Raw genomic sequence first — 14684 nt, 5'->3', positions numbered from 1 at the left:
AATAAATATAAATAGAACATTGTTCTGTAGAATAGAACAGTAAGGATGCTTGTATGAGTCTTTTCGTACCACCGAAAGAGTTACAAACTCAGGTTTTTAGTCAAATTCCTGAAGTTTTTTTAAAGCATGATGAATCAGACTGGGTTCGTGCTAATAAACCGGGTCAAAAAGTAACGAGCTTTTTAGAAGGACCCTCTTTCGATAAAAATGGAAATTTATTTGTTACCGACATTCCGTTTGGACGAATTTTTAAAATATCTCCAGAAGGTCAATGGGACCTTTTAGCGGAATATGACGGCTGGCCAAATGGTCTAAAAATACATAATGATGGTCGAATTTTTATTGCTGATTATAAAAATGGAATCATGCAATTAGACCCCAATACAGGTGTGGTTAGCCCGTTTTTAACGCATCGCAAAAGTGAAAGTTTTAAAGGGGTAAATGATTTATTTTTTTCTCAAGATGGAAAACTTTATTTTACAGATCAAGGCCAGACAGGAATGCATGACCCTACAGGACGTGTATTCAGCTATGACATGAATACAGAACATCTTGAATGTCTTATTAATAATGCTCCAAGTCCAAATGGTTTGGTCATGGACTATGAAGAAAAAGCTTTATTTGTCGCAATGACCCGTGGAAATTCTGTATGGCGTTTACCAATCCAAAAAGATGGCTCTACTACAAAAGTGGGCATTTTTACTACACTCGCTGGAGGTTTAAGCGGTGCTGACGGACTTGCTTTAGATGCTGATAAAAATCTATATGTTTGTGATGCTGGCCAAGCATGTGTATGGGTATTTAACCAATATGCAGAACCCCTTTATCGCATTAAATCGTGTGCTGGTAGAACGATTACCAATCTAGCCTTTGGTGGTCATGAAAATAAGCAATTATTTATGATCGATTCATCTACCGGTTCTATCTTAACTACCTATTTAGAACATTCGGGTAAGCCAATGTTTTCTCATCATTAATTTCTACTTAAAATTTATTTCTTAAGTAAATCAAGGATTGATTTATGTTAGTTTTTTTAAGTTACAGCATGATCGCTGTATTTATGTATGCGGTAATGTCGAAACGCTTATCCGCCCTTACAGCTTTGGTACTTATTCCAGTAATTTTTGCGCTTTTGACTGGTCATGTCACAGACATGAGTAGCATGATGATTGATGGAATTAAGCTACTTGCTCCCACTGGCATCATGATTACCTTTGCAATTTTGTATTTTTGCATGATGACAGATGCTGGCCTCTTTAATCCGCTGATTCAATTCATCATTAAAATTGTTAAAGGCGACCCGTTAAAAATTGTTGTAGGTACAGCTATTCTTGGAATTTGTGTCGGGCTAGATGGTGATGGCGCAACGACTTATATTATTGTCGCAACAGCCTTGTTGCCTTTGTACAAAAAAATTGGAATCCGACCACAAGTCATGGCAACTGTTCTATTACTGTCAATTGGGGTAATGAATATTTTACCTTGGGCTGGTCCATTTTCTAGAGCTGCGAGCGCACTTAAAGTCGACCCAACTGGACTTTTCTTACAAATGTTGCCCGTGATGTGTGCGGGTCTTATTTGGGTCATATTTGTCGCTTGTTACTTGGGTTTAAAAGAAAGAAAGCGCTTAGGTATTCATGAAATTAAACCTGATGACGATCTTATCCATCATGAGCAAAATACGAAAAGCTGGAAATCATGGTTTAACCTGATACTTACTATTCTTCTGGTTTTTTCAATGATTAAAGGTTATTTGCCTTTAGCGCCTCTGTTCATTTTAGCATTCTGTATCGGTTTAGTGGTTAACTTCCCAGAACTTTCTGAACAGAAAAAATTAGTCGCGAAATATGCAGATAGCGTTTTAGCAGTTTCTTCTCTGATTTTTGCTGCTGGCATTTTTGTAGGAATCATGACAGGTACAGGCATGATTGAAGCTATTGCTCAGCATCTCATCTCAATTATTCCTGCATCGTCTGGATCTTATCTGTCATCGATTACTGCTTTTATTAGCATGCCATTTACTTACATTTTGACGAATGACGCCTTTTATTTTGGAATTTTACCTATTCTTGCTGAAACTGCCTCACATTATGGGATCAGTGCAAATGAAATGGCTATCGCAAGTTTAATTGGTCAACCTATTCATTTGTTAAGCCCAATGGTTGCCTCTACCTATCTATTATGCTCTTTAACCAATGTAGATTATGGTGAAAATCAAAAGGCATCCATACTCTGGTGTACGGGAACTTGCCTAGTGATGTATGTTGCGGCTCTAGTTATCGATCTTATATAAATTAATAAAAGTGCTTTCAAAATTTGAAGGCACTTTTTATATCCTTCTATGTTTTATCTTGCCACACGCTTACATTCACTAAAAAATCTATTTCATCTTTTAAATTACAGCTATACTTATTTATTCCTAAAACACTTAAATTTAATTGAGTTTTTATATTTTTGTATGACGAAATCAACCCAAGATCCTGATAGCCAAATGGATAAGCAAAATTCAGGTGTAGCTGCCGTAGATAGAGCATTACTTATTTTAGATGCTTTTGATATCGATAGCCCCGTCTTATCTCTCGCAGAAATTTCACGCCGTACAAAGCTATATAAAAGTACTATTCTTAGATTACTAAGTTCATTAGAACGTCATGGTTATGTTGTTAGAAATGAAGATGGTCAATTTTCTTTAGGCATTACACCGTTAAAATTATCAAGAATTTATCAAAATTCTTTTAAGCTTAAAGATGTGCTTTATCCTATTTTGGAAAGAATCACCAAAGAAACAGGTGAAACTTCTTCATTTTATATTTTAGATAACGATAAGCGCGTGGTTCTGTTTCGCATTGAACCAGCTCGATCTGTAAAGGTTTCTATCTCTGAAGGAGATACTTTTCCAGTGAATGTTGGGGCTTCGGGTAAAATTCTTCGTGCATTTTCTCAAACTGAAGTAGATGAAAATCTACAACAAATCCAAAATCAGTTTTGGGCAAGTTCATTTGGAGAACGTGACCCAGAAACGTCTTCTTTGTCTGTACCTGTATTTAGCAATGGTAGACAGTTACAAGGGGCACTTACTATTTCAGGTCCTTCTGAACGTTTAACCCAAGAGAAAATTGCCGAAAATATTTCGCTTTTACTTGAATGTAGTATTCAGGTGTCAAAGTATTTAGGAGGAGAAATTAGCCCCCTTATAAAACTCATTAATAATATAAAGTAGCAAAAATTTGCTACCATTATAAATAGAGGGATTAAATATTACATTTATTTTTATCTAAAATTCTTCTGATTACAGTACGAGTAACAGAGAAATCTTTAGCTAAACAATAGATACTTTTTCCCTTTTTATAACTTTCAAGAACTTGGTTCTTTTGGGCCTCGGAAAGCTTTTCAGGACGACCCACTCTCTTCGTGCTTCTATTTATTTCACATACATTATGGTGAACACCTAATTTTTTTTCAAAATCAGTACAAAGCTTCAAAAAGTGTATAAAAACAGTTTTCAAATCACCGTTAATTTCATTTTTTGAATAATCCATACAAACCAACCGAACTTTCTTCTGTTCAATTTTATTAATTATGTTCAGAATCTCTTCAAAAGAATTACCTAAACAATCTATGCCCTTAACAATTAAACTATCGTCTTCCTCTAATGCATAATTAACTAAATTTGAAAACTTATCTCGATATGAAATAGATTTTTCAACCAGTACTTCCTCAACAATCAATCTGCTTTTTTGAATATGATAGCCACTTCCACCAAACGTAGAAATATATTTATGAAGATCTATTGTTTCATCAGGGTTTATCCTAATATAAGCAAATATACGCATTTTAAAAAAATTCACATTGACTTTTCTAATTAAAAGTATAATTGCAATAGATTAGATAATGGATGCTAATTTAACCAACATGTAAAATAACATTAGATTAAAAAACTAATAATTTAAAAAAATTTAGTTTTATACACTACAAATAACAATATAAGTAGTTTCACAAATTTTCAATTTTATTCACACAATAATGCTAAATTGGAAGACATGTGGTTTGCTTAATACTCCTCAATGGAATCTCTGTAACAACATTTTGTATCCCTTTGATTTTTGTAAGTGTTTCCATTTGGAACCTTTGATAGTCCTCTAAATCTTTAGCAATAACTCTAAAAAGATAGTCATATGTCCCTGCCATTAAATGGCACTCCAGCACTTCTGGTGCTTGCTCCATTTCTTTTGCAAAATTTTCAATAGTCACTTTATCTTGACGTTCAAGCGTAATCCGCACAAATGCTGTAAATTTCAAATCTACAGCTGATGGGTTTACTAATGCAACATAACCTGTAATGACAGATTGTTCTTCTAAAAGATGAACTCGACGTAAACAAGGAGTTGCAGAAAGCCCCACTTGCTGCGCAACCTCACTATTTGTTTGATTTGAATTCTTCTGAATCACTCTCAGAATTTTTTTATCTACTGAATCAACCATAATTAAACCAAAAAACTAATTTATAAAACAATATTAGATAATATAACCAATATCAAAAGAAATTAAAGTTAAATTAGCATCCAACATCTACAGTCTAGTTACTATAATTTGAAATTATAGTTTCACCTGCCTTCCACCAGATCCTTTTTAGGAGTTACTACATGCTTGAGCTCTCTCTTTTACCTTTTATTGCAACATCTCTTTTGATCATTCTTACCCCTGGTCAAGATATGGTTCTCGTTATGTCACGCTCTTTATCTAGTGGCACTCGTGTTGGAATAACAACAGCTGCGGGTATCAGTTCAGGATTATTACTGCACACCATATTAGCAATGTTAGGAGTTGGTACTCTCCTACAAGCCTCTGAATGGCTTTTTTTCATTTTAAAACTTATTGGGGCTATTTACTTAATATACTTGGGTTTTAAACTTTTCCGATCTACAGATGACCTAATATTAGTTAACAATCATCGTGCCCCAGACTCATCGTTTAAAATCTTTTTACAAGGTGCTTTTTCTAATATTTCAAATCCTAAAATTATGCTTTTTTACTTTGCCTTCCTTCCTCAATTCATTCATCCAAACTCAACCAATCCTATGTTATCTCTATTTATATTAGGTGCAACCTTCGCTGGCCTAACCTTTTTAGTTAAAGGCCCCATCGCTTTAGTTTCTGGAGTGTTAGCTAATAAAATCCAAAAAAATCCTTACTTTTTAACGTATATGTATAAAGTCTCTGGGACCGTACTTTTTATACTCGGTATTAAACTTGCTTTAGAGGATAAATAATTTTCTTCTTAAATATCTGATTATATATAAAAGCTCCTAACTAGAGGTTAAATGAGATAAGCTATTTTAGAATTATTTAATTTCTAGTTCTTTCAATTTTTCGATAGCTTCGTCACTGCCTCTCTTAGCTGCCTTACCATACCACTTTATTGCCTTGCTCATGTTCTTATGTGTTCCAATTCCATATTCATAGCATCTAGCTAATTCATATTGACCAATTCCATACTCTAACAATGCAGCCTTCCGATAATATTCAAATGCAAGTTTTTCATCTTTTTTAACACTAATTCCTTCTTCATAAAAAGTTCCCATGTAATAAAAAGCCATGAAATCATTTTGTGCAGCAGCGCTCTTGTACCAAAAGAATGCCTTGTCTACATTCTTATCAACACCTTCTCCATTTTGATACATTAATCCTAAGTTTACTTGAGCTGATACATCACCTTGAAGTGCCGCTTGTTTAAACCACTTAAAAGCATTTGTATCACTTTTTTCTGTGCCTAAACCATCTTTATACATCAATGCCAAATTATATTGTGCTTGTAACTCTCCATTATTTGCAGCTTTAAGATTCCACTTAAAAGCTTCGGTATAGTCTTGATTTGCACCAGTTCCGGTTTGATACATATATGCAATTCGAGCATCTGCTAATGGACTTCCTTGTTTTGCAGCCACTAAAAATAGTTCTAAAGCTTTAGCATAATCTCGCTCTTTACCATTAGTGCCTTCAAAATAATCTTTACCTTCATCTAGAAGTACATCAATAGATGAATCGGCCAACACTTCATTTTTTACAAGCATTAATAAAAAGACTAGTAATATAAATTTCTTTAAAATCATTAAAATTCCTTTTTTATTTTAGTTGCTTGCAGCACAACATATTAGAAACTAAATAATCTCTTGTTTCTAAAAAAATCAATTCAACCAAGCCTTTTATAATAAATTGCTGTGCCGTCGTAGTCCCCATTTGAACTTAATGCGAAACTTGGAATGACACCCACACGAACAAATCCAATTTTGCTATATAAAAGTTCGGACACATCGCCTTCACGTGTATCTAAGACAAGTAAGCGCAGACCCTTTTCTCTTGAAAATGTTTCTAACTCATTAAGTAATAACGTTGCTATTCCTTGTTTTCTTGCAGATGTCAGAACCATGAGTTTTTCAACTTCAGCTCTATGAACACCGTTCTTTTTACTCACCAAAGACAATTGAACACTACCTACTATTTTTCTTTCTTGAATGGCAATCCATAGACGGCTATTACCTTGTGCTAATTTATAGTTGACCTCACACCAATAATTTAAGACTTCGTTCTTTTCTATGGGAGTTAAGAAACCTATTGAAGCTCCGTTATTTACAGAGTCTTCTAACAATAACGATAGGCCTTCTTCATAATCGCCAATTTCATTTATTTCTAAAATTTCGATGTCTTTCATATTTTTTCTCGAAGTTATTTAACTAAAATTTACTAATTTAGAATCTTTACTTATTAAATTTAAAAATATTGAATTTCCAATATATTATCAACGTTAGTTATTGGAAAATTAGAAAAAAATATATAAATTATAATGATAAAAATATTTTAAAAAAATTGAGGAATGTTTGTGTCTTTAGAACCAGGTGGCTTTACAGAAAAAATTGGAAATCGTTATGAATCCTCTTGGGTGGCATATCAACTCTTAAGATTATTAGATGAAAAAATTTCTTATGTACAAGTAGAGCCTATTGGTCCAGATGAAGATGCTGTAGATGTTATTATTGGTAATTTGGATGGATCTAAAGAACATCATCAATGCAAAATTGGAAATCTTTCTGATAATGCTTGGACACTTGCCACACTCCAATCCAAACAACTTTTAACAAAAGGTTTACAACACATCTTATCTGGCTCTAAATCTTACAAAGTTGTATCTAGAATTGGATTTAGGCTACTGGAAGATATTTGTGAAAGTGCTAGAAACAGTACAAACTCTAGCTCTGAATTTTTTGAATATCAAATTAAAAATATAAGCCCAGATAGGCTAAAATTATTTAATGAATTATGTAGCCGTTTAAATTTGGATTCATCAAATTTAGATGATTTGGACAAAGCTATTCAGTTTCTAAAGAGTTTTGAAATAAAGAAATATAATGAAGATGATATAGATAATGAACTATGTATATTATTAGCTGAAAAATTAGTTTATCAGCCTCCTAGTCATCTTGTTCATTTCCTTCAAACTTACCCTGTTAAATGTGGTAAGTTAAGAACACGTATTACATCTCATACTCTTAAAGCAGATTTAGAAGTCCACCACTTTTCCTTTAAAACCTATCCGGGTCATCCTCATATATCCGATGTAATAGCAACGCTAAATGATGAGTTTGATCGCTCAATCGAGCCTTATTTAATATCACAACAAAACATTCAACGTGCCGAGTTCAGTACTACATTAGATACTGTTAATAATAACCCAATCATAATAATTAAAGCTGATGCAGGGGTTGGCAAGAGTGCTTTCTTATTAAATTTGAAAAAACATTTTGTTCAATCTGGGACTATCGTTCTTCCTATTCGACTAGATAGACGAGTTCCTGAAAAAAATCTCGATCAATTTGGAAAAGATTTAGGATTTCCATATTCGCCCATTGCATGCTTAGAAAAATATGGACAGGGTCAAGAAATTATCATCTTGCTTGATCAATTAGACGCTCTTCGTTGGACTGCTCTTCACTCATCAAATGCATTAGATATATGCATTAAAATGGTTAAAGAGATTCTTTTACTACGTCAATATGCCCATACCAATATAAAAATTATTATGGCAACACGAAATTTTGAGCTCGAAGATGATGTGCGTCTAAGAAATTGGATCAGTGAAATCAATAGTGATGTCAAACAGATGGAATTAAAACTGTTTGAGCCAGATCAGATTAAGCCATATGTTAGCCAATTTGAAGACTATGATCAGTTGAGTAATGAGCAACAGAATATTTTAAAAATTCCTTTATGGCTAGGTATTTATATGGATCTAGCCAATGATTTAGGGTGCGCTCCTAAATTTACAACCAAATTAGATTTAATCAAATCTTTCATCGATGATAGATTTGAACAACTCACTGATAGTCATGGTATTTCCACAGCAAATAGTGAAAACTTCTTCAATGAAGTTATAAATTTAATGAATCAAGCTAACAAATTAAGTGTTTCATCAACTCAATTATCAATTGGTTCATCAGAAATTAAGAAAGCTATGATTTCTGTCGGATTACTCACTGAGCAAAATAGAGAAATTAGTTTTAGACATCAAGCAATCCATGATTATGCAATAGGAAAAAAGTTATATTCGCAAGGTCTTAGTTCACCTGAAGATTTCTTACATGAATTAGGTTCAAAAAATCAACAAACCCTTTTAAAACGAGAGCATCTCAGATATGCACTCGCGATGTTATATGAAGCAGATGAAAGAGCTTTCTGTAATTGTATTGAAGCAGTTCTTTTTCATTCTGAGATTCGTTTCCACTTAAAATCATTGGTATTTAGTACATTACGGCATATAGAGAACTTTAAAGCTCCCCTTAAAAAGCTTATAAATAAGATCATTTCAGATTCTGATCTAGCACCTCATTTTATAAGATTAAGTTGTAGCGGTTGCCCTACACTCGTTCAATATCTTTCTGAAAATCAATATCTAAGTGATTGGTTAGATGAAGATGATGAGATGCAATCTAAAGCTCTAGAGCTTTTAAGCTCAGTTTCTGATAAAGCTCCAAATTTGTTAATTAATGAATTTTCTAAGTTTGTGAATCGATCACCTGAGTGGAATCAAAAGATATACAACTGTTTATGTTGGAAAATGAGTGATGATTCAGAGGAATTATTTAATCTTCGCATTGAGCTAATTCAAAATGGAGTCAGCAGTCGCTATATTTTTTGGGATGACTTAACCAAAGAATATCCATTGAGAGCTTTGCATCTATTAAAGCTCATGTGTAATGAAGAATTATATACAAGATTAAGCTCAAGAGAAGAATGGTCTGATTACGACACAGAGTCTATTGAGAAACTTGCTGAAAGCCATTCACAAGATGTGCTAAGGATTTTTTTACCTTTTTTAGATCAGTATTTTTCTGAACCTCTAATTGAGGATTTTGATGCTTTTAAATGGTCTGAAGAATATGCTGTAAGAACATCGTTTGAAACTTTTATATACAAAGCCTTGTTCACTCTCCTTATTAAAGCTTCTCAGAATATGGCCTTACAATCTACTGAACTTTTTCAATTATTAATTCCATTAAAAAATAATTCCAATCTAATATTTAATCGTATATATGCTAATGCTCTTTTAGATCTTGAGATAGATCATACTGATTTTGTAATTGAATGGCTGTTAGACAACCCAAATCATAAGTTCAAATTAGGAAATGATAACGAAGAACCTGTTTGGAAATTGGCTGGGAAACTAATTGAAAAATTTTCACCTCATTGTACACTAGAGAACTTTGAACTTATTCAAAACACTATCTACTATATTCACTCTGAGTATAATTTAGATCAGATTAAATGGCGTTTAGAAGCTACTCGTAAAAATTACTACGCTCCTTATTGGGGAAAAACTCAATTCTATTTACTGCCTAAATTGGATACCTCACGTATTTCCAATAAATCTACACAATTAATTAGTGTACTCAATCGTAAATTTGCAAAATATACAGATGATGATTTTTGCCATCGAAGTAATAGTCTAGTCAATACTATTAAATCGCCAATTAAAGATGCTGGAAAATTATCCAGTAAGGCTTGGAAAAAACTAATACTGACAGATCCAAAAGAGTTTAAAGGCTTTAAATTTGATCAGGAAAGTACTGAATGTAGTATTCAGCAGTTTTCAAGTAATTTTAGAAGTGCTGTGAATGCTGAACCTAAACGTTTTGCAGAATTCGCTTTAAAATTACCTAAACATATACATCAGGATTATATTGATGCTTTGTATTCAGGTTTAAGCGAAAATAATCTTGATCAAGTCCCAGATCATCTTAAAGAACAATGGTCACCATGCCCTATTGAGTGGATTGAGCAAGTTATCGACCATTTTCCTGCCAAAAACTACTCTAGAGCACTTCAACAATTACTTTCTGGAAGAGTTAAATTATTATCTACTAAATATCTAAAGCTATTAGAAGATATTGCTTTATCAGCGGATGACCCACTACTAGATAAATTAAATATTCGCAAAGGAGGTCAACCTAATCAAATAGATGAAATTTCAAGCCATGATTTATATGGAAATACCCTTAACTGTACAAGAGGAAGCGCATATAAAGGATTGGCTAAAAAATTTTGGGATGATAAAGAATATGCTCTTTCACACAAACATATTATTGAAAATGCTTTAAACGATGAACATGCAGCCGTAAGAATGGCAACTGCTGATCTACTACTACCTATGTATAATTATGATCGTAATTATGCTTTTCAAAAGTTTGTAGAGTTGTGTAAAAAGGACTTAAGAAATACTCTAAGCAATGGCTATTACTATTATTTTAATAAAGCTTTTGATATTGAATTTAAAGAGTCATTTATAGCTCTTGTACAAATGATGGTGAGTTCTCCATATCAAGATGTTAGAAAAGAAGGTCATAAACAAGTTATTGCTCGATGGTTATTCAATGGTTTATTTGAAGAAGAGTTGAAGCAAGGACTCGAGTCCAAAAATCATGAAAGTCTTTTGGGTTATGCTTCAGTAATTAGCCAACTTCTTGGTAATGATACAAAAGGATATGATCACCAAAAAATGAAACGGATCTTTAACATCTTAGTTAATTCAGAAAATGAGGAAATTCTTAAAAATATAGGGCGTTTTTTTAATCAAAAGTTTTGGTCGAAAAGATATGCTCGAGAGTTTTTCTATATATATATTCACTCAAAAGCCTTAAATCATAATATTTATAATGTTTTACACTCAATAGAAGAAAGTTCAATGAATATGGCTCAATTTAGTGACCTTATTATTATCATGATTCAAAATATTCTTAAGTTAAACACTCAAGAATTAGTAAGCCGCATGGATGTAGATACTATCACGAGAGTCATTCAACGATTATATGATCAAGCAGAAAATGATAAAGATGATGAAACACTAGATTATTGCTTAGATATGTTGGACGAATTATTAGCTAGTAATCATTCATTTACAAGGAATATGACAGATAAGCTTGATTTCGGACTTCTAGCATAAATAGTTTAGAAAATTTGAAAATTAGAGTTGATAATATGAATAAAAAATTAAATTTAAATGAGCTTTTTCAAAAGATTGATAATGAATTAATTGAAAGAAGAGTTCCTATTGCCCATAGATTTTTGGAAGCAACTACAGAAATTAGTAATATATTCAATGTACCAATATTACTTTATCCCAAGGGTAAAATAGATGACGGTTCTTTAGAATATTATTTAAGTTCATGTTTAGATAATTGGTATACAGCTAAATATGGCGATAAGCGAAAATTAAATATGGATTTAGGAGCTTTTTATATAATAATTAAACAAGAATTATGGAAATATCGCGTACCTCGTTTCTTTGGAACTTGTAACTTTTTTATAGAAACAGATTTATCTGATAAAGGAGAAAATCATGAAACAAATATTTTAAGAATGTGTAAAGATATGACCCAGTTTTATGTCAATACTCTTGACGACAATGAACTAATTTATATATTTAATGAATATAAAAAAGCAATAAATATCTTTCAAATATTCAATGGTTGGAGAGAGGAAGATGTCGCTATGTTAGAAGCAATTTATGCAGACATGAACAATATATCTATACAATTAGATAACACTTTTCCTCATTATGGACAAGCTTTATTTTCATATTTACAAGTCGGTGAAAAAATTATTAAGTCATGGTTATTAAAGTCTGAATTAACATTAAAAGATTTAAAAGAAAAATATGGTCACAAAATAGATAAGTTAGCTCAAGCATTTAATGATAGACATGTGGAGCAATTAGAAATAAATATTATTAATGGACTTATAAACAATCCAAATTTAAGGTATGGGAAAGAAAAGGATTTTAATATTAAAGATATCATTAAAGCACAAGAAGCAGTATTTCATATTATATCAAGAATAGGTTTTTCACCTAAACTCAAAAACAATAATGATTAATTCTCAAATCATATAATTCTTTCTATAAAAAGAATATATTTAAATACCGTACCACATATTAAATTTAATTATTGGTACGGCACTTCAATCAAAATGCCACCTCACCCCATCCCCCTCAAAAACACCTCAACCACTCTCCCATCAACTTCACCCACACTTAAGCCCTGAATGACGGCGCCTTCGATCATATATAAAAATAGTTTGGCATCAGTAAAAATAACATAGTAGGCCCCTAACTCTTAATTATAAAGTACACACGTCAATTTATGACGCAATACTGACCTTTCTATCTATATAAATTTTAATTTTTTTGTTTAGATAAAGACTCATTAATAAATTGGAGGTTACATATGGAGTGGTTTAAAATAATAGTAGAAGCTTTAGTAGGGCTTGGCTTTTTAGGCACAGTTATTAAATGGTTTTTTTTACCAAGATTTCGTATTGACTTGAGGAAGAAAAATTTCGAAAAAGATAAGATAGAGTTAGATAATTATTTAGATTTATGTAAAAAATTCAGCCAAAAGCTATTGCAACCTATACAGTTCCAATATGCGACTAATCATTTTTTAGGAACTACTAGGTATCACTATAGCTTGTTCAATGAGCGAATTAATAATTTATGGAACTTCAATAAGGTTTTTTCAAATTTAAATCATGGCTATTTTTTTCTAAAACAAGTAGTAGAAAATAATCAAGCACATTTAGAGTATATCTTTAAAGAAAAAACGATCAAGAAAATCAGATCAATCTCAATAACTATTCTTATTTGTGCTGCATTTATTTATTTGGGGTTAATAATATTTGAAGTATTTTTCCTTAAAGAATTAATTTCAAGTAAAAGTATAAATAAGGACACCTATGCATTTTATAAAATTCTTTCAGGCGTAATATATGTCGTTCTGGTCTTAGGAGCATCATACTTTGGTGGTAAAGCAAGTACAGCCTTATCATTGAAAGATATTTTTGATATTAGGGATAAAAATACCAAAATTGAAAAATCCAAGATTAACACTAAGCTTATATTTTTAATTAAATTATTTAATTTTAGATATTTCATTAGATTATTTCAGAAACTTAATAAATAATACTAATATTATTTATAACTTATATTAACTATTGATAAAAATTAAATTTGATCAATAGTTAATATTATAAAATCACAGAATAGAGTTTTTATAATATCCCCCTCAAAAACACCTCAACCACTCTCTCATCAACTTCACCCAAACTTAAACGCTGAATAATGGCGCCTTCGATTAGATATAAAAATAGTTTGGCATCGGTAAAAGAAACATCGGTGTTAAGTGCTCCAAGCAGGCTATATATTTCATTGGTGAGCCATGTTCTATATCGCACGGCGGTTATGTACGCTTTTGGATGGGTCAGTTTTGTTTCAAAAATGGCTTTAAATAATAAGTAGTACAGCCCGTCTAGGTCTGCATGTAAAAAATAGAGCTTTTTGAGTTTATCGGCTGCGTTTGTGCCGCGGTCATATTCAACCACTGAAACAACTTTTTCTTTTAGGCGCTCTTTTTGCACAATCAGGCAGATTTCTATCAGCCGCTCTTTAGAGTGAAAGTAGTTATAAAAAGTTGCTTTGGTAACTTCACACTCTTTCACAAGTCTATCGATGCCGACCAGATGAAACCCGTTGTAGTGAAATAACTCAATTGACTTATTTACGACTTGTACTGCACGTGTTGGGAGAACTATTTTTGGCATATGTTTACCGTTATAAAATTATTGTTGTATATAAATGAGATATAAAAAACCGCTGCCTTTTGGGAGAAAAAAGGCATAGCAAAGCCGTAAAGACTGTGCACAGCACATCTCAAGGTTTAATTGTCTAAGTTTTAAGTAATAACGAGCTAAAGCCTGAAAAGCCTTACGGCGATCAAGCTGCGTTAAATGTTTTAAGCTGTGTTGTTATAGCTTTTGGCAATGGCTGCCAAGAAATAATGGATGTGCAAAGCCAACTCCTTATATATGGAGTTCTGCCAGACATTTTAAATTATGGTGGCAGAACGAAAGGGGTTCGCAGACTGGCTTCAAGACCCAGCACACCCGAGGGTGTCCCCCTCCGTTCCGCCATAGAGGGGGCACGAGGGTATACACACTAAAAGAATAATCTTTTAATGCTCTTGAAGAACGGTCTGCGACAACCGACTGGCAATGTAGGCCAGCCCGCAAATGGTAATCTCCAATATTTGAAGTGTCAATGTGAAATTGGCTAGAAAATATTTAAATAATTATTATTTTTC

At 32.4% G+C, this 14684-nt stretch carries 12 protein-coding genes and 1 pseudogene; 7 read left to right on the top strand and 6 right to left on the bottom strand.

Translation table 11 applies throughout. The annotated features are described in order from the left end of the window. Nucleotides 1–53: 53 nt before the first annotated feature. The 3 genes from J655_RS05775 to J655_RS05765 all read left to right on the top strand — a co-directional run bounded on the left by J655_RS05775 (nucleotide 54) and on the right by J655_RS05765 (nucleotide 3220). Nucleotides 54–977, top strand: coding sequence for an SMP-30/gluconolactonase/LRE family protein (locus tag J655_RS05775; RefSeq protein ID WP_032052115.1), 924 nt, complete (start codon nucleotides 54–56; stop codon nucleotides 975–977). A 44-nt stretch (nucleotides 978–1021) separates the two neighbouring features. Further along, the gene (locus J655_RS05770) at nucleotides 1022–2293 is read left to right on the top strand and encodes a CitMHS family transporter (RefSeq protein WP_032052114.1); all 1272 of its coding nucleotides are present in this window, start codon (nucleotides 1022–1024) and stop codon (nucleotides 2291–2293) included. Between the two features lie 165 nt (nucleotides 2294–2458). Then, nucleotides 2459–3220, top strand: coding sequence for an IclR family transcriptional regulator (locus J655_RS05765; protein ID WP_032052113.1), 762 nt, complete (start codon nucleotides 2459–2461; stop codon nucleotides 3218–3220). A 31-nt stretch (nucleotides 3221–3251) separates the two neighbouring features. Here J655_RS05765 and J655_RS05760 read toward each other — a convergent pair whose 3' ends face one another. After that, nucleotides 3252–3833, bottom strand: a complete 582-nt coding sequence (locus tag J655_RS05760; protein WP_014206801.1) for a recombinase family protein — start codon at nucleotides 3831–3833, stop codon at nucleotides 3252–3254. A gap of 193 nt (nucleotides 3834–4026) precedes the next feature. Then, complete coding sequence (locus tag J655_RS05755) at nucleotides 4027–4482, bottom strand: Lrp/AsnC family transcriptional regulator (RefSeq protein WP_032052112.1); 456 nt, start codon at nucleotides 4480–4482, stop codon at nucleotides 4027–4029. A 161-nt stretch (nucleotides 4483–4643) separates the two neighbouring features. Here J655_RS05755 and J655_RS05750 point away from each other — a divergent pair, with 161 nt between their 5' ends. Further along, entirely contained in the window at nucleotides 4644–5270 is a 627-nt protein-coding gene (locus J655_RS05750) for a LysE family translocator (RefSeq protein WP_014206803.1), read from the top strand. Between the two features lie 72 nt (nucleotides 5271–5342). Here the strand turns inward: J655_RS05750 and J655_RS0104160 are convergent, their stop codons facing one another. After that, a complete protein-coding gene (locus tag J655_RS0104160; protein ID WP_050675381.1) occupies nucleotides 5343–6110 on the bottom strand; it encodes a tetratricopeptide repeat protein in 768 nt (255 codons plus the stop codon). An 80-nt stretch (nucleotides 6111–6190) separates the two neighbouring features. Next, on the bottom strand, nucleotides 6191–6709 hold the full coding sequence (locus J655_RS05745; protein WP_032052109.1) for a GNAT family N-acetyltransferase: 519 nt from the start codon (nucleotides 6707–6709) through the stop codon (nucleotides 6191–6193). Between the two features lie 168 nt (nucleotides 6710–6877). Between J655_RS05745 and J655_RS05740 the strand changes: the two genes are divergently transcribed. Next, nucleotides 6878–11491 carry a hypothetical protein gene (locus J655_RS05740; RefSeq protein ID WP_032052107.1) on the top strand — a complete coding sequence of 1538 codons (4614 nt, stop codon included), beginning with the start codon at nucleotides 6878–6880 and terminating at the stop codon, nucleotides 11489–11491. Between the two features lie 35 nt (nucleotides 11492–11526). Then, on the top strand, nucleotides 11527–12423 hold the full coding sequence (locus J655_RS05735) for a hypothetical protein (protein ID WP_032052106.1): 897 nt from the start codon (nucleotides 11527–11529) through the stop codon (nucleotides 12421–12423). A gap of 101 nt (nucleotides 12424–12524) precedes the next feature. Here J655_RS05735 and J655_RS25480 read toward each other — a convergent pair. Then, nucleotides 12525–12644, bottom strand: a pseudogene (locus tag J655_RS25480) (TetR family transcriptional regulator); the annotation flags it as partial. A gap of 129 nt (nucleotides 12645–12773) precedes the next feature. On the opposite strand from J655_RS25480, the gene J655_RS05730 reads away from it, so the two are divergent. Then, nucleotides 12774–13508: a hypothetical protein gene (locus J655_RS05730; RefSeq protein ID WP_002064743.1), complete on the top strand. Its 735-nt coding sequence runs from the start codon at nucleotides 12774–12776 to the stop codon at nucleotides 13506–13508. A gap of 88 nt (nucleotides 13509–13596) precedes the next feature. On the opposite strand, the gene J655_RS05725 is transcribed toward J655_RS05730, so the two are convergent. Next, nucleotides 13597–14145, bottom strand: a complete 549-nt coding sequence (locus tag J655_RS05725; RefSeq protein ID WP_032052105.1) for a TetR/AcrR family transcriptional regulator — start codon at nucleotides 14143–14145, stop codon at nucleotides 13597–13599. Nucleotides 14146–14684: the final 539 nt, after the last annotated feature.

It is taken from the genome of Acinetobacter sp. 1294243, from assembly GCF_000588015.1.
GTDB lineage: Bacteria > Pseudomonadota > Gammaproteobacteria > Pseudomonadales > Moraxellaceae > Acinetobacter > Acinetobacter pittii.
Note: the sequence above shows the minus strand (reverse complement) of the source record. Positions and strands in the feature narration are given on the sequence as shown.